This is a genomic window from Emticicia aquatica (assembly GCF_923079645.1).
GTDB classification, from domain to species: domain Bacteria; phylum Bacteroidota; class Bacteroidia; order Cytophagales; family Spirosomataceae; genus Emticicia; species Emticicia aquatica.
Genome location: NZ_CAKLPY010000002.1, coordinates 898703 through 922023 on the forward strand (window position 1 = coordinate 898703; position 23321 = coordinate 922023).

The window sequence follows — 23321 nt, forward strand, 5'->3', positions numbered from 1 at the left end:
TTTATTGTTGAGCGGTTGATTCTTGGTACAAAACCTGCAACACAGTTTGCCCAACTGCTTTTAAAGTGCCTTTATCAATGATGTTTATATTATCTTTTTGGGTATGATGATAGTCGCCAAAAGTATTTCCTGAATTGGGTCTTAAATCACAAATATCAATCATCGTAATTTTTGCATTCACATTGACAGGTACATGGTCATCGGAAATATTTCCAAAATCTTGATTCAAAAAATATTGACTATAACCTAATTGGCTCGCAATACTCCAAACACTATTCATCACAGCAGGGGCATATTGGCGTGAAATTGTATCTTTCGTAAACGTTGCTCCTTTTGCTCCAACCATATCTAATAATATGCCAAAATATGCCGAGTAATTAGGTTTATGTAGATTTCTTGACCAATATTCCGAACCCATCAACCAACCGCCATTTGCATCGGTCACTTGCTTGGTATAATCACTCGGTGGGCCCCAATCTTCTACATCAAAAAGCACCACATCAATGCCTATATTTGGTTTTTGTCCTGAAGCTTGAATTACACGCAAAATTTCAAAGATAACCGCTACGCCACTTGGACCATCGTTGGCAGAATCGAAAGGTTTAGTTTTTGCGGTAGAATCATCATCCGAAAATGGGCGAGTGTCCCAGTGTGAAGCTAACAAAATTCGCTTAGTTGCCTGTGGATTAATACTACCAATAATATTACGGGCATTTAATACTTTTCCATCGTAAGTTACAGGCTTAAAATTTTGCTCAATTACTTCGCAACCATATTCTTTTAGTTTTTTTACCATCCAATCTCCGCACTTTACGTGGGCAACTGTATTCGGAATACGTGGGCCAAATTTGACTTGTTTCTCAACAAAATAATAAGCCGAATCTGCATTGAAAGTTGGGGTAGTAACTAACTTTGTTGCTTCAGCAGTTGTATTGCTATTTTCTGAACTTGCGTTTTGTTTACAAGCAACAAAAGTAGTTGAAATGGCTAAAATGGATAAATAACAAGTATATTTCTTTAAATTCATGTTAAATAATAAATGATAGTGGAAGTTTGGCAAAGTTATGAATTTGTTTCTTTTCTACTAACGATGAATCAAATATAAGTATTTTAGCAAACGTTTTTTTGATTAGCTTTGTGAATGAGATATTGGATTTGAGATTGTTGATATGAAACATCTATTTTCTAGATAATTTCTTTTCTCAAAATTTCTATCCCGCATTTAAAATCTAAAATCTTGTATCTAAAAATGACCATAGAAGAAGCTCAAAAAATAGTTGACGATTGGATAAAAACGATTGGTGTTCGGTATTTTAACGAATTGACCAATACGGCAATGCTAATGGAAGAAGTCGGTGAAGTTGCCCGAATCATGGCACGCCGCTACGGTGAACAATCGGAAAAAGAATCGGATAAAGATAAAGATTTAGGAGATGAAATGGCAGACGTTTTGTTTGTATTGATTTGCCTAGCCAATCAAACTGGTATAGATTTGACCGAAGCTCTACGCAAAAATCTTGAAAAGAAGACAAAAAGAGATATATTGCGTCATAAAAATAACGAAAAACTGACCTCGCCAATATAATGCTCACCATCCTGACCCAAGCCTTTCGCAGAACTACTCAAAATTGGAAAATTGTTTTGCTTATTTTCTTAGTAAATTTCTGTTTAGGGCTTTGTCTGGCATTGCCTGTATTTAATATTTTACAGGCAGAATCTCATGGCTCTTTGGCATTCAATAACTTAGTGGCTGATTTTGACTTTACTGTTTTCAACGATTTTTTGAATAAAAGTAGTCAATCTCTTAAACCTATTTTTCCTATAAGTTTGGTTTTAAGTATCGCTTATGTTGTTTTAAATGTCTTTTTTTCAGGTGGAATTCTAAGCCAATTTACAATAAGAGATACTTTCAGAATTACTGATTTTTTGAAAAATTCGGCTCATTATTTTGTAAAGTTTTTCTTTCTTTTTTTACTACAAGTACTGGCGTTAATCATATTTTCAATCATTTCTATCTTGATTTTGCTTGTTTTTGGAAAATTAGCTAGTGGAAATACTGAACCAAAATTTGTTTTAACAATGATTCCTGCATTTATCTTTGTTGGAATTTATCTCTCATATATATTAAATGTTGGCGACTATGCCAAGGTTTTACTGCATCGTGACTCCCTAATCAATCCTTGGCAAGCATTTTGGAAAGCATCACATTATGTTATTCAAAATTTCAAAACAATGTACATTTATTGGGCTGTATTGTTGGCTGCCGCAATTTTGATGTTGTTTTATTTATGGCTCGAATCAGTCATAGGAATGGTTTCAGGATTGACAATTGGATTGATGTTTTTGATTCAACAAGTTTTTATTTTCTGTCGAGTTTTTGTTCGAACTTGGAATTTGAGCAATGCCTACGATTATGTTTCATTAAGACCTATTCCGATTACAATACACCCAATAATTGTTGAACCAATTTTTGAGAAAAAAAGCGAATCAACAAGTATTCAGGAAGAAGATAATACAGAAAATAAACTTTCTGAATAAGTAAAATGTTATGTTTGAAAACTGACACAATGGAAGACATCATTAACAGAGTAGCCAAAAGTGGCTTAATTTCCTTAGATTTAGAAGATTTTTATCATACTGGCGAGCGAGTTCTATACGATTTGAAAGATAATCTTTTCATGGGTTTGATTCTGAAGGAAAAAGATTTTCGAGAATTTTTAAAATCCCACGATTGGACAAACTACAAAGGCAAAAACGTTGCTATCACTTGTACCGAAGATGCCGTTATTCCAACTTGGGCATATATGTTGTTAGCAATTCAGCTCGAACCTTATGCTAATCTCATTGTATTTGGCAATCTGCAAGATTTAGAACAAAAACTCTACGACGAAGCCCTCTCAAAAATCAACTTTGAGTCATTTAGTGGAGCAAAAGTAGTAGTTAAAGGTTGTAGCAAAGTTGCAGTGCCAACAACCGCCTATGTTGAAGTCACTCGTCGCCTAAGACCTTACGCCCAAAGTATTATGTTTGGTGAACCTTGCAGCACAGTTCCACTCTACAAAAAGCCGAAAGAATAGTTTTCCCCTGCATATTTTTCCGTAATTTTGCGTTTCGGTTGTAGCACAACTTTCTGGGTTGTGTTATTTTTTATTAATTTCTACGATTTCTAGCAACTTAGAAGGTTGTTTACAAAAATATGGTTCGTGTAAGATTTGCTCCTAGTCCAACTGGTCCACTTCACATTGGTGGCGTTCGTACTGCTTTGTATAATTATTTATTTGCTCGAAAAATGGGCGGAAAAATGCTCCTTCGTATCGAAGATACTGACCAAACCCGCTACGTACCTGGTGCAGAAGATTATATTTTGGAAGCATTGAAATGGGTTGGTATTGAAATAGATGAAGGACAAGGTGTTGGTGGCCCACATGCACCTTACCGCCAATCAGAGCGAAAAGATATGTACCGTCAGTATGCCGAACAATTGGTTTCGGAAGGAAAAGCCTATTACGCCTTTGATACTGCCGAAGAACTCGACGCACTCCGTAAGCAATTGGAAGAAGCAAAAGTTGATAATACTTCGTATAATGCCGTTACGAGAATGCAAATGAAAAACTCAATCACACTTTCAAAAGAAGACGTAGATGCTCGCATTGCCAATGGCGATGCGTACGTGATTCGTTTAAAAGTGCCGTTGAAAGAAGAGATTCGTTTCAAAGACATTATTCGTGACTGGGTTGTGGTTCATTCTTCAACAATTGACGATAAGGTTCTATTGAAATCTGACGGAATGCCAACTTATCATTTAGCCAATATTGTTGATGACCACTTGATGGAAGTTACGCACGTGATTCGTGGCGAAGAATGGTTGCCTTCTGCTCCGCTTCATATTTTATTATACAAAGCTTTTGGTTGGAAAGCTCCAGAATTTGCTCATTTACCTTTACTCCTAAAACCAGAAGGCAACGGTAAACTGAGTAAACGTGATGGACTTCTAGGGAATTTTCCGATTTTCCCTTTGGAATGGAAAGACCCATTTACAGACGAAATTGCTCGTGGATTTAAACAAGATGGATATTTCCCCGAAGCGGTAGTTAATTTTCTAGCATTTTTAGGTTGGAATCCTGGCACTGAACAAGAAATTTTCTCAATGGATGAATTGATTGATTCGTTCACCCTTGACAAAATTCATAAAGCGGGTGCAAGGTTCATGGTCGATAAAGCAAAATGGTTTAATCAGCATTATTTGAAAGTTAAATCTGATGAAGAATTGGCTTCATTGATTACCACAACAAATACAGATTTGAGCCATCATTTAACTATAAAATTGGTTCGTTTAATGAAGGACCGTGTCACTTTCCCACAAGAAATTGTATCAGAAGTGCCTTTCATCTTTGAAGCACCAACAACTTACGACGAAGAAATTGTAAAATCTAAATGGAATGATGATGCTCGTAAGGCCATGGGTGTAATCAAGGATTCGATTCAAGCAATTGAAAATGAATCCTTTACTTCTCAAAATATTCATGATACGATTTTCCCAGCACTCGAATCAGCGGGAATTAAGGCAGGAAAAGTAATGCAAGCATTTCGTTTGGTCATTACTGGCGTGGGAAAAGGGCCTGATTTGATGCTCACTTTAGAAATTTTAGGAAAAGAAGACGTCACCAAACGTATTGAAAATGCGATTCTTGTTTTAAATTAAACAAGAATTTCACTTTTCGTTTCGGTATAACATTCCTAACAACAGGAATAATCGGAATAAACTCGTACTTACTCTAACAACACCATAATTAAAACCAAAGTCTGTGATATAAGTTCGGTAAGCGTTAGCACCGCTCGCCAAAACTAAAAAAAGCATTGAAAGTGAGATATAAAGTTTGCCTTTTTCAGAAAATGGCACAAAAGCCGATAAAACGAGCAAATAAACCATTTCGAGCAAGTAAATACCTGTTACAAAGACTACCAATAAACTTTTTATAGGTAGAATCACTGCAACAAAAAAGGCAAAAGGCATCAAAATATATGGAATAAGTATGGTAACAAATGTGTTTTGTTTATCAAAAAACTTGATTTTTGAGCCTTCAATTCTAAAAATTAAAATAATAAATACATGACCAATCATTATTAGAAAAAATTCTGTTAAATTACCTATGATTGGTGCTAAAATATATGCTGGAATTGGCGAAATTATCGCAAATGAAGAAGTTATAAGAAATAATTTATCCGTTAAATTTATTGAATTCTTTCTTATAGAATAATACCAAAATATAAGAAATCCATACCCTAATACCCTAAAAGGATAGGATGCTAAACCACCAAATATATAATAAATAGTCAGTTCAATAGCAAGTAGGACAGTAATCAATCCAACTTTTAACATACAGATTCAGACATTTTCATTGATATAATAGGTTTCATAAAAATATTTTACAGCAAATTACGGTATAAACATAATAAAATCATGGCAAAAAAGAAAATTGAAGACACGACTACTCCTGAAAAACCTCGTGTACATAAAGATTTGAATGGTTTTGATATAAAAATAAACTCATTTGGCGAAATTCAAATGAGCTATGATATAGAAAAAATTAATCAATTTTTGAATAAAACCGTTGACGACAAAAAGTTACGCAACCGAAAGTAACTAACGTTGGAAGAATTCAATAACACCTTGCCGACCACTTGTCATCATTTTTTGTTTTTCTTCCTCAGAAAGCTTTCGTACTCGTGGACTCATATCATAATCATTGATATAAATCGTTCGAGTGATGTCTTCAGGCTTTGGGCGGCTCACGCTTTCTGTCATTATATTATATAAGGCAGAAACGTAGGTTTTAAAATCTTGAATAGCAAAAGGAGCAAAACCTTCTCTGAATCGAATTTCGTGGTCAATTTGTTCACATCTTTCTAATCGTAACCCCAAAGTTTCGGTGTTAAAAATAGGCTTAGTTATAGTTGTATCGGTTGCAGCACTCAAATACTTTGATTCGTCAAAAATCTCAATCGGATAATTGAGTAATAATCCACCATCAACAAAAACACTACAATTGTCAATTGGCAAAGGTTTTTCAATAATTCTACCTTTTGGATTTACATAAACCGCTTTATAATATAAAGGCACTGACATTGATATACGTATAGCGTCGCATATACGCATATTGGGGTAAGTTTCGTAAGAAAAAATTTCCAGTTTCTGTTTGGTTAGATTAACGCCTGTCACATAAAGGTCACGAAAAGGAACTGTTTTGGCTAATTCATGCAGTTCGGCAAAAGTCAAATCAGCGTTGTTTGTACGGTCAATTATTAGTTTTTGAATCGTTTCTAAAAAGTTTTTTCCTTCATACCAGCCAAAATTTTTCAAAAACCTCTTTCCTGCACGAAAAACAGTTCCGTCATCATTAAATGTTTCAATGGGCGTATCTGCAATAATTTGGGCGATTTCTTCAGCCGAATACCCAACAGCTAATAAACAAGCTTGAATTGCTCCTGCCGAAGTTCCTCCCACTCGTTGGATTTGTGGGAGAATACCTCTATTTTCTAATTCTACTAAAGCACCGCCATAAGCTATTCCTTTTGCTCCACCACCTTCCATTACCAAATTTTTATAGCTCTTTTCTTGAGCAAAAACTACGGAAGAAAACAATAAGCAAATAAATAATTGACTAATTTTTCGCATATCAAATCAATCTTATTTTTTATCAACAACGAAAAATACGTAATTCTATTACAACAGTTTGGCTTAAATATCAATGATATTAAAACTGTAATCCAATGGGTCAAATTCAGCTAAAATCTTAGTTATAAAGGCATTATCATTAAGATAATAATTCAAGAAATTTTCTTTACGTTCTTGTAAACCTCCCTCTGGAAAAAGTTTTTGTTTCAAAGCTAAAAGCTGCGTAACCGACATTTCTTGATTACGTTCTTCTGCTTTTTTAATGCGTTTTTCAAGGTTTTCGAGCGAACTAATAATTTTTACTTTTTCGGCTTCCACAGGCCCTTTCATTGTTTGGTCAATGGCCAGTGATTTTTTCAAGATTCGTTCAAAAATCTCATTTACATCATCAATTTCAAATGCCAAACTTAACGAATTTTCCGAATTACGCTCTACAAAACTTCTTCTAAGCGTAACTTCATCTACAAAAAGTTCTTCTGCTGAAATGCCCAATTTATCCATTCTTTTTTGGCTTGCTTGATTAACAACCAATGCAAAATTTCGAGGCATTAATAGAGGAAATTGTTCGCCATAATAGTCAAAAATACCTTTCAATTGTAACCAATAAGGTACTTCAGAAGGACCTCCAATATAGGCTAAATTTGGTAAAATTGTTTCCTGATAAAGTGGTCTTAATACAACATTTGGACTAAAGTTTTCGGGTTGGCTATCAAGAATTTGTAAAATTTCTGATTCTAGAAAATGAATGTCTGTATTCAAAATCTTGTAGTCAGCACCTTCTTTCGTGATGCGTTCACGAAGTTGATTTTGTAAATAAAAGAAGTTGATTTCACGGGGCGAAATTTGGGTATGATAACCCATCTCATTGAGCTCTTCGGAAGTTTGATGAACGATTTTATTGGCTTGATTATTCAGCAAATCGTCTTTGATAATTTCGGAAAAAATGCTTTTTAATGCTGCCTCATCAGCATCTAAACAAATTAAACCTTCGCTACCAAAAAGTTGATTCATATATTGGCGAACAGCATCGGCCAATGTGTTATTTTTCAAATATGCTTCTTCAAATAAAGCAGTTTTTTCGGGCATTTCGTCAAAAATTGCTTGTAATTCAACAGGGTTCATTCGTCCAACTGCTCCTTTTTGTTCAGTTTGCCATTGATACGTTTTCCCAAAAAGATTGAAAGAGGCAATTTCTGCAAAATCGTGGTCTTCACTCGCCATCCAATAGATTGGCACAAAATTGTATGAAGGAAATTCGGCTTTAAGTTTTTTAGCCAAATTGATAATCGTCACAATTTTATAAATCACATACAGCGGCCCCGTGAAGATATTTAATTGATGTCCAGTTGTAACAGTAAAAGTATTTTGCTTTAAAAGAACACTAAAATTAGGCTTATTTTCTAATTTTTGGTATTGATTTTCGAGTACTGAAACCAATGTTTTTCGTTTATCGTCAGTAAATTTTCTTGCTTCAATAGCTTTTCTAAAACCTTGAATATCAGGATATTGATTGTAGAACTTTTCAAGATTTTCGTTTTTTGAGATATAATCTAAAAACAATTTCGGAAATGCACCGACCGAATTTAACGCTAATTGTTGAGAGGGCATATTGTGATTTTTTTCTTTATTCTTAAAAGAACACGAAAAAAAGCCCACAGGTTTCAAGTTCTCAATCAATCATCATTAATCAATCATTAACAGAAACAACTGCTGACCTTAAATCACTGATAATCAATTACTTAATCATCTTTAAGTATCTATGAATTCTCATTAATAATTCATTTATTCGTACATCCGCTCAATTGTTTCCTTGTATTTTAGGTTTATCATTTTACGTTTTGGTTTTAAAGTTGGAGTCACTTCACCACCTTCAACTGTCCAAGGTGTAGACAGAAGTGTAAATTTCTTCACTTGCTCGTAAGGAGCAAACTCTTTATTAAATCGGGCAATTTCACCGAAAATTAGCTTTAATACTTGCTGATTTTTAATCATCTCAACATCAGAAGTATAGTTAATTCCTTGCGATTTGCACCAATCACGAATGGTCGTAAACTCTGGCACTATCAATGCTGCGGGAAACTTTTGACTTTCACCGACAACCATCATTTGTTCAATATAAAGTGACTCTTTCATTTTATTTTCAAGCACTTGTGGAGCTACATATTTTCCGCCAGAAGTCTTGAAAATTTCTTTTTTACGGTCAGTAATTTTCAAATATTTTCCTTCTTCGAGCTTACCAATATCTCCCGTATGTAGCCAACCGTCTTGGTCAATGGCTTCTTTGGTCAATTCGGGTAAATTATAATAGCCTAACATTATGTTAGGGCCTTTTACCAAAATCTCGCCATCTTCGGCAATTTGAACAGTTGTGCCATCAATTATTGGCCCAACTGTACCGATTCGCAAATCCAATGGTTTAATTCTATTTGTTGCAATTACGGGTGATGCTTCCGTCATTCCATAACCTTCTGAAACAGGGATTCCAGCCGCCCAAAAAACTCTTGCCAAACGAGGTTGCAGAGCCGCCGCTCCTGAGCAAATCATACGAATATTGCCACCTAGAGCTTCCTGCCATTTGTTGAAAACCAATTTTTTAGCCCATTTCAGTTGTGTATTATACCACCAACCAAATGTTTTATTCGGGTCATAATTTAAACCTAAATTTAAAGCCCACAAGAAAATTCGGCGTTTTATTCCACTCAATTCGTATCCTTTGGCCACGATTTTGTCATAAACTTTCTCCAATAAACGAGGAACGGTTGTAAAAATATGTGGCTGAACATCTCGCAAATCTTCGGCGATAGTTGCCATATTTTGAGCGTAGTAAATCGAAGTCCCAAGGCTCATATAAAGGTACAAAACCATGCGTTCGTACACATGATTAAGGGGCAGAAAACTCAACGCTCGACAAGTTTCATCAATCGGAAAACAGTTTTTACATGCTTCAAAATTGCTGATTATATTTTGGTGAGAAAGCATGACACCTTTTGGGTTTCCAGTGGTTCCAGAAGTATAAATCAATGTCAATAAATCATTGGTTTTGACAGTTTTTTTGATGTTTTCCAATACCAAAATATCTTTATTATCAATATTTACTACAATTTCTTGCCAGTTTTTTCCACCCAAAACTTTATCAAAGCAATAAATCTCTTGAACTGTTGGAGCATCTTTTGCTGCTTCTTGAGCTTTTCGTAACAATGATTCGTCGCCGACAAAAATAAGTTTTATTCCTGCATCATTAAAAATATAACGATAATCTTCAACCGTTATATTTGGATAAAGTGGCACGCCAACCGCTCCAACTTGTTGAACCGCAAAGTCAACGATATTCCATTCTGGGCGACTTTCGGAAATAATCGCTATTTTATCTCCTTTTTCAATACCAATTTTGAGTAAACCCAAACTCAATTGATTAACAGATTCGATAAAACTTTTTGCCGAAATTCGTTGCCATTCGCCTTTAATTTTAGAAGCAAAAACATCCGATTTATTGTATTTCGTAATAGATTCATCTAATAAATCAAAAACTCTCGTAATAGGTTGATACATTTTTATAGTGCGTTGAATAGTATTTTATTGTTGTACTTTTATTACAAAACTGCCGATTCTTTCAGTGTGATTGTTCCTTCATCGGCATCAATTGAGGCTTCAATACCAATTGGAACTGTGAATTTATCTTTAATATGTCCAATCATTGCTCCAGAAAATGCGGGAATGTTAAGTGGTTTGATGTGGTCTTCAAAAATATCTTCAAGCGTAAGCGACCCATAATTTTTTGACGGTGGACAATCTGTACATTTTCCGAAAACAAAACCTGCTATTTGATTCAAAATTCCTGCAAGTTTTAGCTGAGTAATCATGCGGTCAACTCGATAAGTATCTTCTTGTACATCTTCAAGAAAAAGGATTGCACCTGTAAAATCTGGTACGTATTTTGACCCAAGTATGTGCGAAAGCACCGTTAGATTTCCACCGATTAATTTACCACTCGCTTTACCTGCATTTATTGTATAAATACGGTCATCCATAGGCACTAATGCATCATTTTTTCTTACAGGGTTGCTCATTTTTGTGGCATTCGCATCAACTAAAATATTTTTAAAATAATCAACCGAAAAACTATTCCATGTTGAAGAACCCACTGGACCATGAAAAGTAACCAAACCAGTTTGACTATAAATACCTACTAATAAAGCTGTTATATCGCTATAGCCAATAAATATTTTAGGATTTTTCTTGATATTTTGGTAGTCTAAAAGTTGGAGGATTCTGGCACTTCCCCAACCGCCGTGCATGGCCATAATAGCGTTAATATTTTTATTGGCAAACATTTCGTTAATATCAGCCGCTCGGTCTTCATCTTTGCCTGCCAAGTTACCATAACGGTCAAAAACATGCTTTCCCAACACAACTTTAAAGCCCATTTCTTGTAGGCTTTCCACAGCAATTTTCACTTCTTCTTTGATAAATGCCGAATATGCAGGACAAACTAAGCCAATTGTATCGCCTTTCTTTAAAGCCATTGGTTTTATTGTTTTCAATGTATCATCAAAAACAGTAAAATTCATATTTGTTAATCCATAAGATGCTATTAATGAGGCCCTTAAAAAGTTTCGTCTAGAAATTTTAGAAGAATTATCACGAAAATTTTGGAACATATCTTACATGGTTTCGATAAAATCATAAAAACGAATTTACGAGATATTGCAAACAGATACAAGAAATGCGTTGAATAATCATTGGCAAACAAAAAAGCCACTCGCTTTGACGAGTGGCTTCTGATTATGAAGTATTAATTGCGACAAGCTGATAATTTTTAACCAATCATTAATGATTCTCTTCGTCTCATTTTTCCTGCTGGAATTCCAAACATCATTTTGAAACGACGGCAGAAATAGGCCGTATCTTTGTATCCAACTTCATGCCCGATAGCACGAATACTTTTCTTTGATGTACGTAATAAAGTTACGGCAGCTTCCATACGTTGGTATTCTATGTAATCTTGTGGATTAATACCTGTCAACATTTTGAAATATTGACCAACATAATCTTCTGAAACATTGGCAACATTGGCCAATTGTTTGTTTGATAAGTCACCTGGAAGGCTATTTTTAATATACGTAAAAATATCAATCAAACGTGGGTCTTTGAAATAAGTACTGTTGGTGGCCAATTGCTCCACAAACATTCTATTTTTCAGGATATGACGCACAATTTCAATAACAATTTCTTCAGTTTTATTTCTGATAACACGGCCACGACCTGCTTCATCAGAAAAGTCTTCCTTCAAAATATCATGAATCAACGAAGCCAGTTTACTGTGTGCTTTGATGAAAAATGGAGGAATATCCAATGAAGTAAAGAAGTTTACGGAATCAAATACTTTTGCTTCAAATGCAATCAAGCCAAATGAATTAGGTACTTGTCCGATTGTTGAAGGGTCAGTCATTGACTCGAAATAGCTTTCACGGCGAGTCATAAACTCCTCATAAGAGATATTTTTAGGCTCACCAGTTCCGTAGGTTAAGGTTGCGGCTTTTCCTCCAGGAATAAAAAGCAAATCACCTGGTTCTACTTTTTCTTCATTACCAGCTAATTTTACATCACCATTATAGAGTACCAAAATGGTGTTTTCAACGTCATATACATTTTTAATCTTAATCGTTTGCAAGATTCTGATATGGCGTGCTTTGGCGAATTTAACGCCAAGAGATTCGATTATTTTATTATAGTCTTCCATCGTGAAAGAATGTTTTTCGTTTTTGCTTAGAATATTGAGTGCAATGTATTAACAAATTTGGACAAATCTAATAATTTCAATATTTTTTTTTAACAACGAGAAATACTAAAATGTTCCTTTCGTCATACAGTTTTACAAAAATTAGACCATTTTTCTAAAAATAATCTAATTTTATATTAACTTATTTAATCAGCCTGTTATTGTACTAGGTGGTAAAATTCCGCTATTTTGCACAAAAAAAGGCTCATATTGAGCCTTTTTTTGTGCAACGTTTTATAAGTTTTGTTCTAATTTTTATAGATAGATTTATTGTCTTTTTTGAGCAACCATCCATTTTCCTGTTTGCTAAATTCGTATCCAGCTTCAGACGAATAAACTTCTTTTTCAGGATTTACTTGATCAAGCATCACACTTCCTACAACATTGACAATAAAAAGTTCAGCTTTTTTTAAGTCATCGCTCAAAACCACCGTTGCTTTAAACGATTGATTTTCAATTGGTTCAAGTTGTATGCCTGTTTCCCAAGTTCTGATACAATCATTTTTTATAACCGACCAAGTATAGCCTGCACTTGCTTTACAGCCATGCTCGTCAGAATCGTTGCCAACAATTGTAGGCTCAGTTTTGATTTGATTATTTTCAGGTAGTTTATTTTTTTTCATATTTGTGCATCCCCAAATCAAAAACACTGTTAGTGATAAAATTAATTTTTGCTTCATTTCAAGAAATGTAAAAATTTAGTCTGCAATATATGTTCTTTTTCTCCACAATTGTAAAATAAAACCAAAAATAAAAACTACCACAACAGGTAAACCTAAATTGAGGATTTGCCAATACGTTCGTTCGTCACGTGAGCGAAGTTTATCCAAAGGGCGGAGTTTTATTTCTTTTCCACGAGCTCGAATTACGCCATTCTCATCAATTAAATAATCAATAGCATTCATCACAAAATCTTTGTTACCAAATGTATGTTGCGTGGTTTTATCATAACCCAAAGGCAAAGGATTTCCAGTTTTTTGACTTACTTCGTTCACAATCAAATCTCCGTCGGAACAAACAATGATTTTTGTTGGTAAACTTTCAGATTTAAAATCCGCAAATTTGGGGTCATTTGGCAATAAACGATTCTTATATAACGACTGAAATTTGCCTTCCAATAAATAAGCAATCGTTTTTATTCCTCCTTGATATTCAGCTTGGTCGGTTTCGGCACGGGCATCATTGAATGTCACAAAAGCAGGAGCATTCAATACTTTTGTATAGGGAGAAGTCATCAATAACGGTATTTTATTAATGCCATCGGCTCTCACAGTATCAATCGAAGCGACGTAACGCCCAAAAATCAAATCCAAATTGTTGGTTATCAGGCTTTTACCAAAATTATTTATTAGCGGAAAATATCTATACGGTACTGGCTGAATATTTGGTTTATCGCCCAAATCACCTATAACCAACGGAATCATGGCACAACTTGCTCCATCTTTTATGATGTTTGAGTTGATTCTAATACCATATTTAAACAACAAATCGGTCATATTCAATTCAAGTGGCTGAGCAAAATTTCCTTCTAAACCAACCGAATCAACTTTTAGTCCATCGATGAAAAATAAAGCTCGTCCACCACTCATCACAAACTGGTCGATTTTATACTTTGTACTGTCATCGACTGGAAAATCTGGTTTTGGCAAAATCAGGGCATCAAGTCCTTGAAAAGTCGGGGAGTTTTTTGCATCAATAATAAACAAATCGTAACGCTCTTGTAATGAAGCAATTACGTCCGAAAAGTTAAGTGGTTTTAACTTAGTAAACTCGGCCAATAAACCGATTTTTTTGCGTTCTTTCAATGTCAATTTACGAATAGCCGTTGCCAATTCGTACTCTACGTTTTCATACGATTGATTGAGTTTTTCTTCAGCAGTTTTTCCTTGTGTACCTTTCAGCAACAAAACTGGTACTTCACGCCCACCCGCACTAACCAAAGCATAAGGGAAAATAATATTTTCGATTTGGCGACCATTTTTGGTATCCACCACTCTTGTTGGATTCATGCCTTTCTTGGCTAATTCCACATAAAATTCTTCTCGCTTTTTTGTATCTCCTTCGGCATTTGGATTGATAAATTTGTAATTAACGTTCGTTCCGCCATACACTTTAAATTCTTCAAGTGTTTCGGTTACAGCACGTTTTAGGCGTTCAAAACCACCTGGAAGCTCATCACCATCTAAGTAAACTTTCACGAAAACATCTGTAGAATCTTTTGTGGAAAGATTTTCGAGTAAACTTTGAGTTGCATCAGAAAGCGAATATCGTTTTTCTTCGGTGAGGTCAAGGCGAAAAAAAATAAAAGAAGCAGCAATATTCAACAACACGATTCCGCTGATGATAAGCAGAGTTATGACAAATTTATTTTTCATTAATTTTATTGGGCATTGGGCTAATCGACTTTTAGTCATTGGCTTCTGCATTAAAAAGACTTCATACGTATAATAACAAAGTCATTTTTTGCTAAAAGCTCATCGCTAAACGTCGAAAGCTAATTATTTAAAGTAATTTTGCTCAAAAATAAAACATTCATTCCTTAATTCCTGCTTTTTCTATGTTTCCTGCCAAATATTGGGTCGAAAAACTAAAAATGCAAAGTCATCCTGAAGGTGGTTTTTTTGCAGAAACCTATCGTTCGACCGAGTTATTCGCTCAAAACTCACTTCCTAAACGATTTTCGGGTGATAGAAATTTCAGTACAGGCATTTATTTTTTGTTGGAAAGCTCTCATTTTTCAGCATTTCATCGCATCCAATCCGATGAAATGTGGCACTTTTATGCTGGTGAGGCATTAAATATCTATTATATTGATAATGAAGGCATTATGCAAATTATTCGATTAGGTAATAATCCAGAAAAGGGAGAAGTTTTTCAAGCGGTTGTGCCAGCTACGGCTTGGTTTGGCAGTAAACCTGCCTACGAAAACAGTTATTCATTGGTTGGTTGTACGGTTGCACCAGGTTTTGATTTTGTTGATTTTGAAATGGGTAATCGACAAACGCTTTTACAAGAATTTCCACAACATCGAGCAATTATTGAAATGCTTACGCACGAATAATCTTGCTACAATGACTAAGAAAGGGATAGAATTAGTATTTTTGCACAATATTTCACAAAAAAATAAAAAATTATTAAGATGTTACAACGTCCTCAATCATTATTATTATTTCTAGTTGCCATTTGCATGGTTTTCTTTTTGGCTACCCAAACTTGGCATAAAACCGTAGGTACAGAAGAAATTTCACTCAATGCTTACAACCTTACTTATGTAAAAACTGGTTCTGCCGTAAAAAATACGCCTGTATATTATCTTGCATTATTGGCTGTTTTATCTGCTGGATTATCGATTTTTACCATTTTTCAATACAAAAATCGTGTTCGTCAAATGTTGCTGGTTTCGCTCAATTCGCTTGTTGGAGCTGGTTTATTAGGAGCAACTGTTTATCATATTCAAATGGATGCCAATAAAATTTTTGCACCCGAAAACCAGGGCGTATTTAGTTATAGTTTCTGGGGCGTATTTTTGGCATTAGTACTTAATTGGATTGCAAATCGTCTTATTAGAAACGATGAAAAAAAAGTAAAAGAGGCCGATAGAATGCGATAATTTAACAAATTAGCTTAAAACCTTCGCCGTGCATATTCATAATTTGCAACGAAGGGTCTTCTTTAAGGTGTTTCCGAAGCTTTGTGATGTAAACATCCATGCTGCGAGCATTGAAATAGCTATCATCGCCCCAAATAAGTTTTAGAGCAAAACTTCTGCTAACCGATTGGTTTTTGTTTTGACAAAGTAATTTAAGCAATTCGGATTCCTTCGTTGTAAGTTTATTTTGAGAACTATTGATGCTCAAACTGTTTGTTTGAGCATCAAATTCATAAGCTCCAATCTTGAAGTTATGTACTTGATTATCAGGCTCTTGTTTGTTTATTCTTCGTAAAATTGCTTTCATCCGCATCAACAATTCTTCCATGCTAAATGGTTTAGTGATATAGTCATCAGCTCCAAGTTTGAAACCCTGAATCGTATCTTCTTTCATTGATTTAGCTGTTAAAAAAATTACTGGAATCTCTTTATCTTTCATTCGGATTTCTTTCGCCAATGAAAAACCGTCTTTTTTGGGCATCATCACATCCAAAATACACATATCGTATCCGCCTTTTTCCAAGAAAAACTTTATTCCCTCTTCGCCATTTTTTGCCAAATCAGTCGTAAAACCTTTGGCTTGAAGGTATTCTTGTAGCAACATCCCTAAGTTCGGGTCGTCTTCTGTTAAAAGGATTTTTGTCATTTTGATTCTTTATGTAATTTTAAAGACGTAATTTATTTTTTCTAATTGTCTATTAAACAAGCAATTTTCAATCAGTTTTTATTCGCATAAAACCAAGTTTATCCATCTCTTCGAGGAAAAATAATTTCAAATTTACTGCCTTCACCTAATTTACTTTCAACAATAATTTGCCCATTGTGCGATTCAACCATTTTCTTGACATAACTCAGGCCTAAACCAAAACCTTTTACATCGTGTAAATTTCCTGTTGGAACACGATAGAATCTTTCAAAAATCCGAGCAATTTGCTCTTTTGTCATACCGATTCCTTTGTCTAAAATGCTTATTTTCAGCAAATTACCCATATTTTCTGTGCGAATCGTTATTTCAGGATTTTCGGGCGAATATTTATTGGCATTGTCGAGTAAGTTGTAAATAATATTGGTTAAATGAACTTCATCAGCTTCTATTTCAGAGTTCTTCGCTTCCAATTCGAGGTTTACAATACCGTTTTTTTGCTCGATTTGTACGCTCAAATTTGTCAAAACTTGTTCGATCGTTTCGTGAATATCAACGTTATCTAATCGCAATTTTACTTCTCCTTTATCAAGCAATGCCATTTGCAAAACCTTCTCAACCTGCGTACCGAGTCTTCGATTTTCGTCTTGGATAATGTTTAAATAACGATTCATTTTAGTTGCGTCTTTCTTCACCTCAGTATCTTTCATTACTTCAACAGCCAACGAAATCGTCGAAATTGGCGTTTTGAATTCATGCGTCATATTATTTATGAAATCATTCTTAATATCAGCCAATTTCTTCTGTTTCAACATCGTATTTACTGAACTATAAAACACGCCGCCAACTGCCAAAAGCAAAAGCATTGAACTCACAAAAACCGACCACATATTACGCAAAATAAAACTCTGTGTATTAGGAAAATATACATACAAAAAATGATTTTGTGGCTGAATATCATTCGGAAAAAGCAGTACTTTATAGGCCTTTTTTAGTAATTCTGGCGAATAATTAACTGCAAAAGACGAAAAAATCATGTTAGAACTATTCTTTACACCGTATTGATATGGTATCGAAATTCCTCTACTTTTTAGCTCTTTTTTCAAAAGTGTATCAAGCGTTTGTCGGTCGAGACGTTCATAAATATCTCGATTTCCATGAATCACATCTGTCAATACATTTTTTACTAATTCGGCTTTATTTTGTGTTCTTTCAAAACTTGTGTTGAAGTCTTTTTCTTGGCTTTTCCGTCGAATTTCAATGTTTCTATCAACTTTGTTCGTCATTTTTCGTGAAGGTTTCAACGAATCCGCCGCCATAGAATTGTCGTAATAATAATTATAAGTAACAACACCATGTTGATTTTCGATATTAACTCGTACGTTTTTTGATTCTTTTGCACGATTATTTCGGCTCAATTGAATCACTTGCCGATTAATTACGCCAATTAAGTCTTCAATACTCCGTTGACGCATCAATAATGTGCGGGTTGGTTGTGTCAATTCTTCCCAAGCCAAATTTTGTTCTTCCAACATTTCTTTGATTAAATCCATTTGTCTATCTGGAATTTCAAAAGTAGGTTCGGCAAGAAAAAAATCAGATGGAACCATCGTAACAACTTGATTACCAATCCCTTGTGGTAAATGAACAATTTTAGAGTTTTCTTTTTCGGGCGTTTCTACTCGCACCAAAACCTCCTGCGTTGGAGATTCTTCATTTATTGGTTTTCGTATTTTTTTTCTGAAAGTTTTATGTTGCGTAATGGCTAGAAGCCGCCTTTGTTCTTGCACTTTCATTTGTTGATTTGCCAAGAAAATCACTTCTTGTTTTTCAATTTTCCTGACTGTTGCCTGCATGGCATCATTTACATCACGGTCAAATTGTTCTTTTTTGACCGAAATAGCATTTTCAATCCAATACCACTGAAAGGCAATCAGACCAAATAATGCCAAAAGCATGAGTATGATGATATTACGAAAATTCATGTCAGATTTATACCGATTTTCAAGATTAACTCCTTTAGAACTTCCTATTAATTGTTTCAAATATTTTATGTTTTATTTGAACAGGATCTAATATTCCACGAATTTAACGCCATAAAATCTAAATTATGACTTATTTAACACTTTTTAACACCAAACAATTTATTAACTTTACAGTTCTCAACAAAACCCTAACGACCCAATATGCTTCTGACATTCTTATTTTTTCTGCTTTTTTTGGCAGCAGCCTACGCTTGGCTTTATCAAAAAGTTTCAAAGCATATTCCTGAAAACTACCCAAATATTCAAAATCGACAGCAAATCGACGCTTCCAAAAAAACACTTGTTTGCTTCGGAGATAGCAATACACACGGAAATGTGAGCTACAATTGGGTAAACGATCTAAGTTCAGAATTAGCTGATTATCAGGTTTTTAATGCAGGAATCAACTCTGATTTAACTTATACTTTACTTCGTAGAATTAATGATATTATTGCTTGTAACCCAGACTTTATTACACTTTTGATTGGCACAAATGATGTAAATTCGACGATGCACATCAAAATGGAAAAGCGTTATCAACAACTCGGTAGAATTAGCAAAGAAACTTCGCCTAATTTTGAGGAATTTAAAAAAAATTATGCTGAAATTATTCACCAATTAAAGCAAAAAACTAAAGCAAAAATAGCTGTAATGTCGCTTCCTGTCATGGGGGAAGATTTGGCTCACGAAGCCAATATTAGAGCGGATAAATACAGCAACTTTATCAAAGAACTTGCCGAAAAAGAGCAGCTAATTTATGTACCAGTGCGAGAAAAACAAAAAGAATTTCTGCTCAAAAATCCAAAACCGCCCAAACATACATTTGAAGAAACATACAAATTGCTCAATCTTTCGGTTATTCGTTACTACATTTTAGGCAATAGTTGGGACGAAATAAGCCGTAAACACGGTTTTCAGCTAACGCCTGATAATTTACATCAAAATTCAATCGCTGGAATTATGATTCGAGATTTGGTGAAAGATGCCATAAATATGCTTAATTAAGACAAGTTTAAAACTCAAAATATTTTATGAAACAAGTTTGTATAATTGGTGCTGGTTCGTCAGGAATTACAGCTGCAAAAGCCATGAAAGAGCAAGGGATTTCATTCGATTGCTTTGAAAAAGGCTCCGATATAGGCGGTGTTTGGCGATTCAACAACGATAATGGTTTATCGTCGGCATATCGTAGTTTGCACATCAATACCAATCGGGTTGTGATGGCTTATTCTGATTTTCCGATGCCTGATGAATATCCAATGTTTCCGCACCATTCGCACATTATTACCTATTTTGAAAACTACGTTGACCATTTCAAATTACGAGATAATATCACATTCAACACTACTGTAGTTGATGTCGTACAAAACCCTGACAATACCTACAAAGTTACATTAGATAATAGACAATCATTTGATTATCAGTATGTTATTGTTGCCAATGGGCATCATTGGAATCCTCGTTTTCCGAACCCAGCTTTTAAAGGTCAATTTACTGGCGAAATTCTTCATTCACATTATTATAAAGAAGCCGAACAAGTACAAAACAAAGATGTTTTGGTTGTTGGAATTGGCAATTCGGCCGTTGACATTGCTTGTGAAGCCGCTCGTTTACACACAGGAAAAGTAGTTATTTCGACCCGAAGTAGTGCTTATATTACACCCAATTGGATTTGGAGTATGCCATTCGATAATTTGGCAAATCCATTGACTGCTAAACTTCCACTTTGGTTGCAACGGACTTTGCTCAACGTTACACTTTGGTTAGCTCGTGGAAGACAAGAAGATTATGGCGTACCAAAGCCAAATCGACCAGTTTTGAGCGAGCATCCTACACTTTCGCAGGATTTACTTAATCTAACTGGCCGAGGTTTGATAAAATTCAAACCTAATATTAAAGAAATTCGTGGTAAAACAGTCGTTTTTGAAGATGACACCGAACAAGATTTTGACACCATTATCTATGCAACAGGTTATAAAGTTACTTTTCCTTTCTTAAAACATTATCCTGCATTTGACGTCGAAGAATCAAATGATATTCGTTTGTATAAAAAAGTGATTCATCCCGACTATAAAAACTTATTCTTTTTAGCCTTAATTCAGCCTTTAGGGGCAATCATGCCTTTAGCGGAAATTCAAGCAAAATGGATTGCCAAAATCATTAAAGGCGAAAGTAAAATTCCTTCAAAAGATATGATGTTAAAGTCAATTGAAGAAGACAAACAAAAGATGATGAAACGCTATAAACAAACTCCACGGCACACTTTACAAGTAGATTTTTTCACTTATAAAGAAAGTATTGAGAAAGAAATGAAGTAAAAATAAGCACTTTTTTTGCAAAAATAGATGTCCAACGAATTTATAATCAGTCAATTACCTTCAAATAAAATTTTACTTGACGGCAAAGAATTTCATTTTTTTAGTGGAACTTCCTACTTAGGTATGAACCAAGATGAGGACTTCAAAACACTTTTAATTGAAGGCTTAAATAGGTATGGAATGTCGTTTGGCAGCTCTCGCAATGGAAATTTACAATTAGATATTTACGACCAAGCCGAAGAAAAATTGGCTCATTGGGTTGGTGCAGAAAAAGCACTTACTGTTTCATCAGGGATGTTGGCAGGTCAAGTTGTTGCTCAATATCTAAAAACACAATCGGTTACTTTTTTTTACGCTCCTCATACGCACGCCGCCAATTTTCACGAGCCAAATATGAGTTTGCCAAAGATCAGCTTTGAAGATTGGGCAAATAATATTAGACAAGACGTGTTAGAAAAAAATGCTTCACATTCGGTCATTATTTGTAACTCTTGTGATGCACTTAAACTTGCTCCATACCATTTCAAATGGACAAGTCAACTTCCTGATAATCAACGCATTACTCTTATTATCGATGATTCTCATGGTTTAGGCATAACAGGCAAAAATGGTTCAGGTATTTTTAGTCAAATTGTGGCAAAATCAAATGTAAAACTTGTGGTTGTTAGTTCGTTACATAAGGCGATGGGAATTGCGGGCGGAGTTATTTTTGGTGAAACTAATTTCATCGAAACATTGCGACAAACTGCTTTTTTTGCTTCGTGTTCACCTATTGCACCAGCGTATTTGTATGCCTATTTACACGCCAACGCTATCTATGATAAAAATCGTTTAAAACTCCAATCAAATATTGAAAGGTTTGCATCGCAAATCACAAATGAAGTTTCTCTCTTTAATAGCATTCCAAATTATCCCGTTTATTTTACTTTTCAGGACGATTTGTACGATTATCTATATAGAAAAAATATTTTTATATATAGTTTTGCTTATCCCATAAAAACAGGAAAACCCAATACTCGCATCGTTTTGAGTGCTTGGCATGAAGAAGAACAAATTGATTTATTAGCTGTAAAAATAAAGGATTTTTATCAAAGTCATTCTTTTTCAACGGCTGTAACGGTGTAACCTTTCTTGCGAAGTAAATGAATAATACCGTTTTCACCAAGTAAATGAGCAGCTCCAACGGCAAAAAATGTTGATTTATCGGTAGTCATTTTAGCAATTTTCTTAATCCAACGTTTATTTCTTTTATCTAGCAATAAATGTTCGTTTTGAGCAGCGTAAGTTCCTAAAGAAGTTTGTACCAAAGCATTCAAATTCTCTTCTTTATATTCTTTCAACATTATTTGAAAAGATTCCTGCATTTTGTCAAAATCTTTCACAAAATCTAATAGCATATTTGCTTGTTTTTTCTGTGAAATTTTCTCGAAAACTGATAATTGTTCTTCTAAAGTTTCAAGCCCAAAAACACTTTTATTCTGTTTATAAGCCATTTCTACTAAACTTTTTTCTACCGAAATAGGCTGATTACATCCAATCATCGGCGAATAAGTGTAAGAAAGCAAGTAAAATGGCTTTATCATTCCTAAAGCATCAATAGAAAAGCCAGTCTTTTCCTTAAAAAAACTCACCAATTGTTCATAATCTTTGGCATTCAATAATTTTTTTAAATGTGTATGACTCGCCATCGAACGTTGCATTTTATTTGCCAATTCGGGGTCGTCTAAATCTAATTCTAGCAATAATTGTTCGGTAGCTTTAAATGCTTTTTGAGTAGCATCAGAAAATTTTAAATCATCAGGACAAATCGCATGAATAGTGCCATATAAATACGAAGATTTTTGCAAATTTCTCCCCGATATTTGCCATAATAAGGCATTTTCAGTTATCATTTGCCCAAATACAGCAATTGGAAATAATATAAGAATTAATTGACTTAGGAAGCGAACATAGTTTTTCATAAGCATTAGTAGGAAGCATAACAAAAAACTTCAACAACCATGCCACAAACCAACACAAGCTTAACTTGGATTACTGATATTATTCTTCAAAAAAGTATTTTAGAAAATCTGCTTTTCTAAATAATTCGTATCTAAGTAAAGCAACTTATTTTTTACTGTGAAATTAGTGTTTGAATTATAATAGCTTCCAATATCAACAAAAAATCCTACTACTTGTAGTTATGCAGTAGGATTTAACGGTTGAAACAAAATTAGTATGGCCTTTGGCGGT

At 34.5% G+C, this 23321-nt stretch carries 22 protein-coding genes; 10 read left to right on the forward strand and 12 right to left on the reverse strand.

Annotated features, from left to right (window positions below; all coding sequences use genetic code 11):
• Position 1: 1 nt before the first annotated feature.
• Positions 2–1027: a M28 family peptidase gene (locus MJQ71_RS13430; RefSeq protein WP_238807138.1), complete on the reverse strand. Its 1026-nt coding sequence runs from the start codon at positions 1025–1027 to the stop codon at positions 2–4.
• Positions 1028–1249: 222 nt separating this feature from the next.
• On the opposite strand from MJQ71_RS13430, the gene MJQ71_RS13435 reads away from it, so the two are divergent.
• From MJQ71_RS13435 to gltX, 4 genes are all read left to right on the forward strand, one after another.
• Positions 1250–1585: a nucleotide pyrophosphohydrolase gene (locus MJQ71_RS13435; protein WP_238807139.1), complete on the forward strand. Its 336-nt coding sequence runs from the start codon at positions 1250–1252 to the stop codon at positions 1583–1585.
• Entirely contained in the window at positions 1585–2538 is a 954-nt protein-coding gene (locus MJQ71_RS13440; RefSeq protein WP_238807140.1) for a hypothetical protein, read from the forward strand. The genes MJQ71_RS13435 and MJQ71_RS13440 overlap by 1 nt, the downstream gene beginning before the upstream one ends.
• 29 nt (positions 2539–2567) lie before the next feature.
• On the forward strand, positions 2568–3077 hold the full coding sequence (locus tag MJQ71_RS13445; RefSeq protein ID WP_238807141.1) for a DUF2480 family protein: 510 nt from the start codon (positions 2568–2570) through the stop codon (positions 3075–3077).
• Between the two features lie 119 nt (positions 3078–3196).
• Entirely contained in the window at positions 3197–4702 is a 1506-nt protein-coding gene (gltX, locus tag MJQ71_RS13450; protein WP_238807142.1) for a glutamate--tRNA ligase, read from the forward strand.
• 9 nt (positions 4703–4711) lie between these two features.
• On the opposite strand, the gene MJQ71_RS13455 is transcribed toward gltX, so the two are convergent.
• Positions 4712–5380 carry a hypothetical protein gene (locus MJQ71_RS13455; protein ID WP_238807143.1) on the reverse strand — a complete coding sequence of 223 codons (669 nt, stop codon included), beginning with the start codon at positions 5378–5380 and terminating at the stop codon, positions 4712–4714.
• A gap of 81 nt (positions 5381–5461) precedes the next feature.
• Between MJQ71_RS13455 and MJQ71_RS13460 the strand changes: the two genes are divergently transcribed.
• Positions 5462–5644, forward strand: coding sequence for a hypothetical protein (locus MJQ71_RS13460; RefSeq protein WP_238807144.1), 183 nt, complete (start codon positions 5462–5464; stop codon positions 5642–5644).
• On the opposite strand, the gene MJQ71_RS13465 is transcribed toward MJQ71_RS13460, so the two are convergent.
• The 7 genes from MJQ71_RS13465 to gldG all read right to left on the reverse strand — a co-directional run bounded on the left by MJQ71_RS13465 (position 5645) and on the right by gldG (position 14830).
• Positions 5645–6676 carry a patatin-like phospholipase family protein gene (locus MJQ71_RS13465; protein ID WP_238807145.1) on the reverse strand — a complete coding sequence of 344 codons (1032 nt, stop codon included), beginning with the start codon at positions 6674–6676 and terminating at the stop codon, positions 5645–5647.
• A gap of 63 nt (positions 6677–6739) precedes the next feature.
• A complete protein-coding gene (gene bshC / locus MJQ71_RS13470) occupies positions 6740–8284 on the reverse strand; it encodes a bacillithiol biosynthesis cysteine-adding enzyme BshC (RefSeq protein WP_238807146.1) in 1545 nt (514 codons plus the stop codon).
• 174 nt (positions 8285–8458) lie between these two features.
• A complete protein-coding gene (locus tag MJQ71_RS13475; protein ID WP_238807147.1) occupies positions 8459–10225 on the reverse strand; it encodes an AMP-dependent synthetase/ligase in 1767 nt (588 codons plus the stop codon).
• 41 nt (positions 10226–10266) lie between these two features.
• Positions 10267–11244, reverse strand: coding sequence for a S66 peptidase family protein (locus MJQ71_RS13480; protein WP_238807148.1), 978 nt, complete (start codon positions 11242–11244; stop codon positions 10267–10269).
• Positions 11245–11492: 248 nt separating this feature from the next.
• The gene (locus tag MJQ71_RS13485) at positions 11493–12416 is read right to left on the reverse strand and encodes a helix-turn-helix domain-containing protein (RefSeq protein ID WP_238807149.1); all 924 of its coding nucleotides are present in this window, start codon (positions 12414–12416) and stop codon (positions 11493–11495) included.
• Between the two features lie 287 nt (positions 12417–12703).
• Positions 12704–13078, reverse strand: coding sequence for a hypothetical protein (locus MJQ71_RS13490; protein WP_238807150.1), 375 nt, complete (start codon positions 13076–13078; stop codon positions 12704–12706).
• Positions 13079–13153: 75 nt separating this feature from the next.
• Complete coding sequence (gldG, locus tag MJQ71_RS13495; RefSeq protein WP_238807151.1) at positions 13154–14830, reverse strand: gliding motility-associated ABC transporter substrate-binding protein GldG; 1677 nt, start codon at positions 14828–14830, stop codon at positions 13154–13156.
• Between the two features lie 182 nt (positions 14831–15012).
• On the opposite strand from gldG, the gene MJQ71_RS13500 reads away from it, so the two are divergent.
• The gene (locus MJQ71_RS13500; RefSeq protein WP_238807152.1) at positions 15013–15516 is read left to right on the forward strand and encodes a cupin domain-containing protein; all 504 of its coding nucleotides are present in this window, start codon (positions 15013–15015) and stop codon (positions 15514–15516) included.
• Between the two features lie 78 nt (positions 15517–15594).
• Positions 15595–16065 carry a DUF4293 domain-containing protein gene (locus tag MJQ71_RS13505; protein WP_238807153.1) on the forward strand — a complete coding sequence of 157 codons (471 nt, stop codon included), beginning with the start codon at positions 15595–15597 and terminating at the stop codon, positions 16063–16065.
• 1 nt (position 16066) lies between these two features.
• On the opposite strand, the gene MJQ71_RS13510 is transcribed toward MJQ71_RS13505, so the two are convergent.
• Both MJQ71_RS13510 and MJQ71_RS13515 read right to left on the reverse strand, forming a co-directional pair.
• Entirely contained in the window at positions 16067–16750 is a 684-nt protein-coding gene (locus tag MJQ71_RS13510; protein ID WP_238807154.1) for a response regulator transcription factor, read from the reverse strand.
• A gap of 98 nt (positions 16751–16848) precedes the next feature.
• On the reverse strand, positions 16849–18792 hold the full coding sequence (locus MJQ71_RS13515) for a sensor histidine kinase (RefSeq protein WP_238807155.1): 1944 nt from the start codon (positions 18790–18792) through the stop codon (positions 16849–16851).
• Positions 18793–18933: 141 nt separating this feature from the next.
• On the opposite strand from MJQ71_RS13515, the gene MJQ71_RS13520 reads away from it, so the two are divergent.
• Genes MJQ71_RS13520 through MJQ71_RS13530 form a run of 3 tightly spaced genes read left to right on the forward strand, consistent with a single transcriptional unit; the run spans position 18934 to position 22214 of the window.
• Positions 18934–19776 carry an SGNH/GDSL hydrolase family protein gene (locus MJQ71_RS13520; protein ID WP_238807156.1) on the forward strand — a complete coding sequence of 281 codons (843 nt, stop codon included), beginning with the start codon at positions 18934–18936 and terminating at the stop codon, positions 19774–19776.
• A 26-nt stretch (positions 19777–19802) separates the two neighbouring features.
• Positions 19803–21089: a flavin-containing monooxygenase gene (locus MJQ71_RS13525; RefSeq protein WP_238807157.1), complete on the forward strand. Its 1287-nt coding sequence runs from the start codon at positions 19803–19805 to the stop codon at positions 21087–21089.
• A 27-nt stretch (positions 21090–21116) separates the two neighbouring features.
• Positions 21117–22214 carry an aminotransferase class I/II-fold pyridoxal phosphate-dependent enzyme gene (locus MJQ71_RS13530; RefSeq protein WP_238807158.1) on the forward strand — a complete coding sequence of 366 codons (1098 nt, stop codon included), beginning with the start codon at positions 21117–21119 and terminating at the stop codon, positions 22212–22214.
• Here the strand turns inward: MJQ71_RS13530 and MJQ71_RS13535 are convergent.
• Positions 22184–23050, reverse strand: a complete 867-nt coding sequence (locus MJQ71_RS13535; protein WP_238807159.1) for a TraB/GumN family protein — start codon at positions 23048–23050, stop codon at positions 22184–22186. The two genes, MJQ71_RS13530 and MJQ71_RS13535, sit on opposite strands and share 31 nt — an antisense overlap.
• Positions 23051–23321 lie beyond the last annotated feature (271 nt).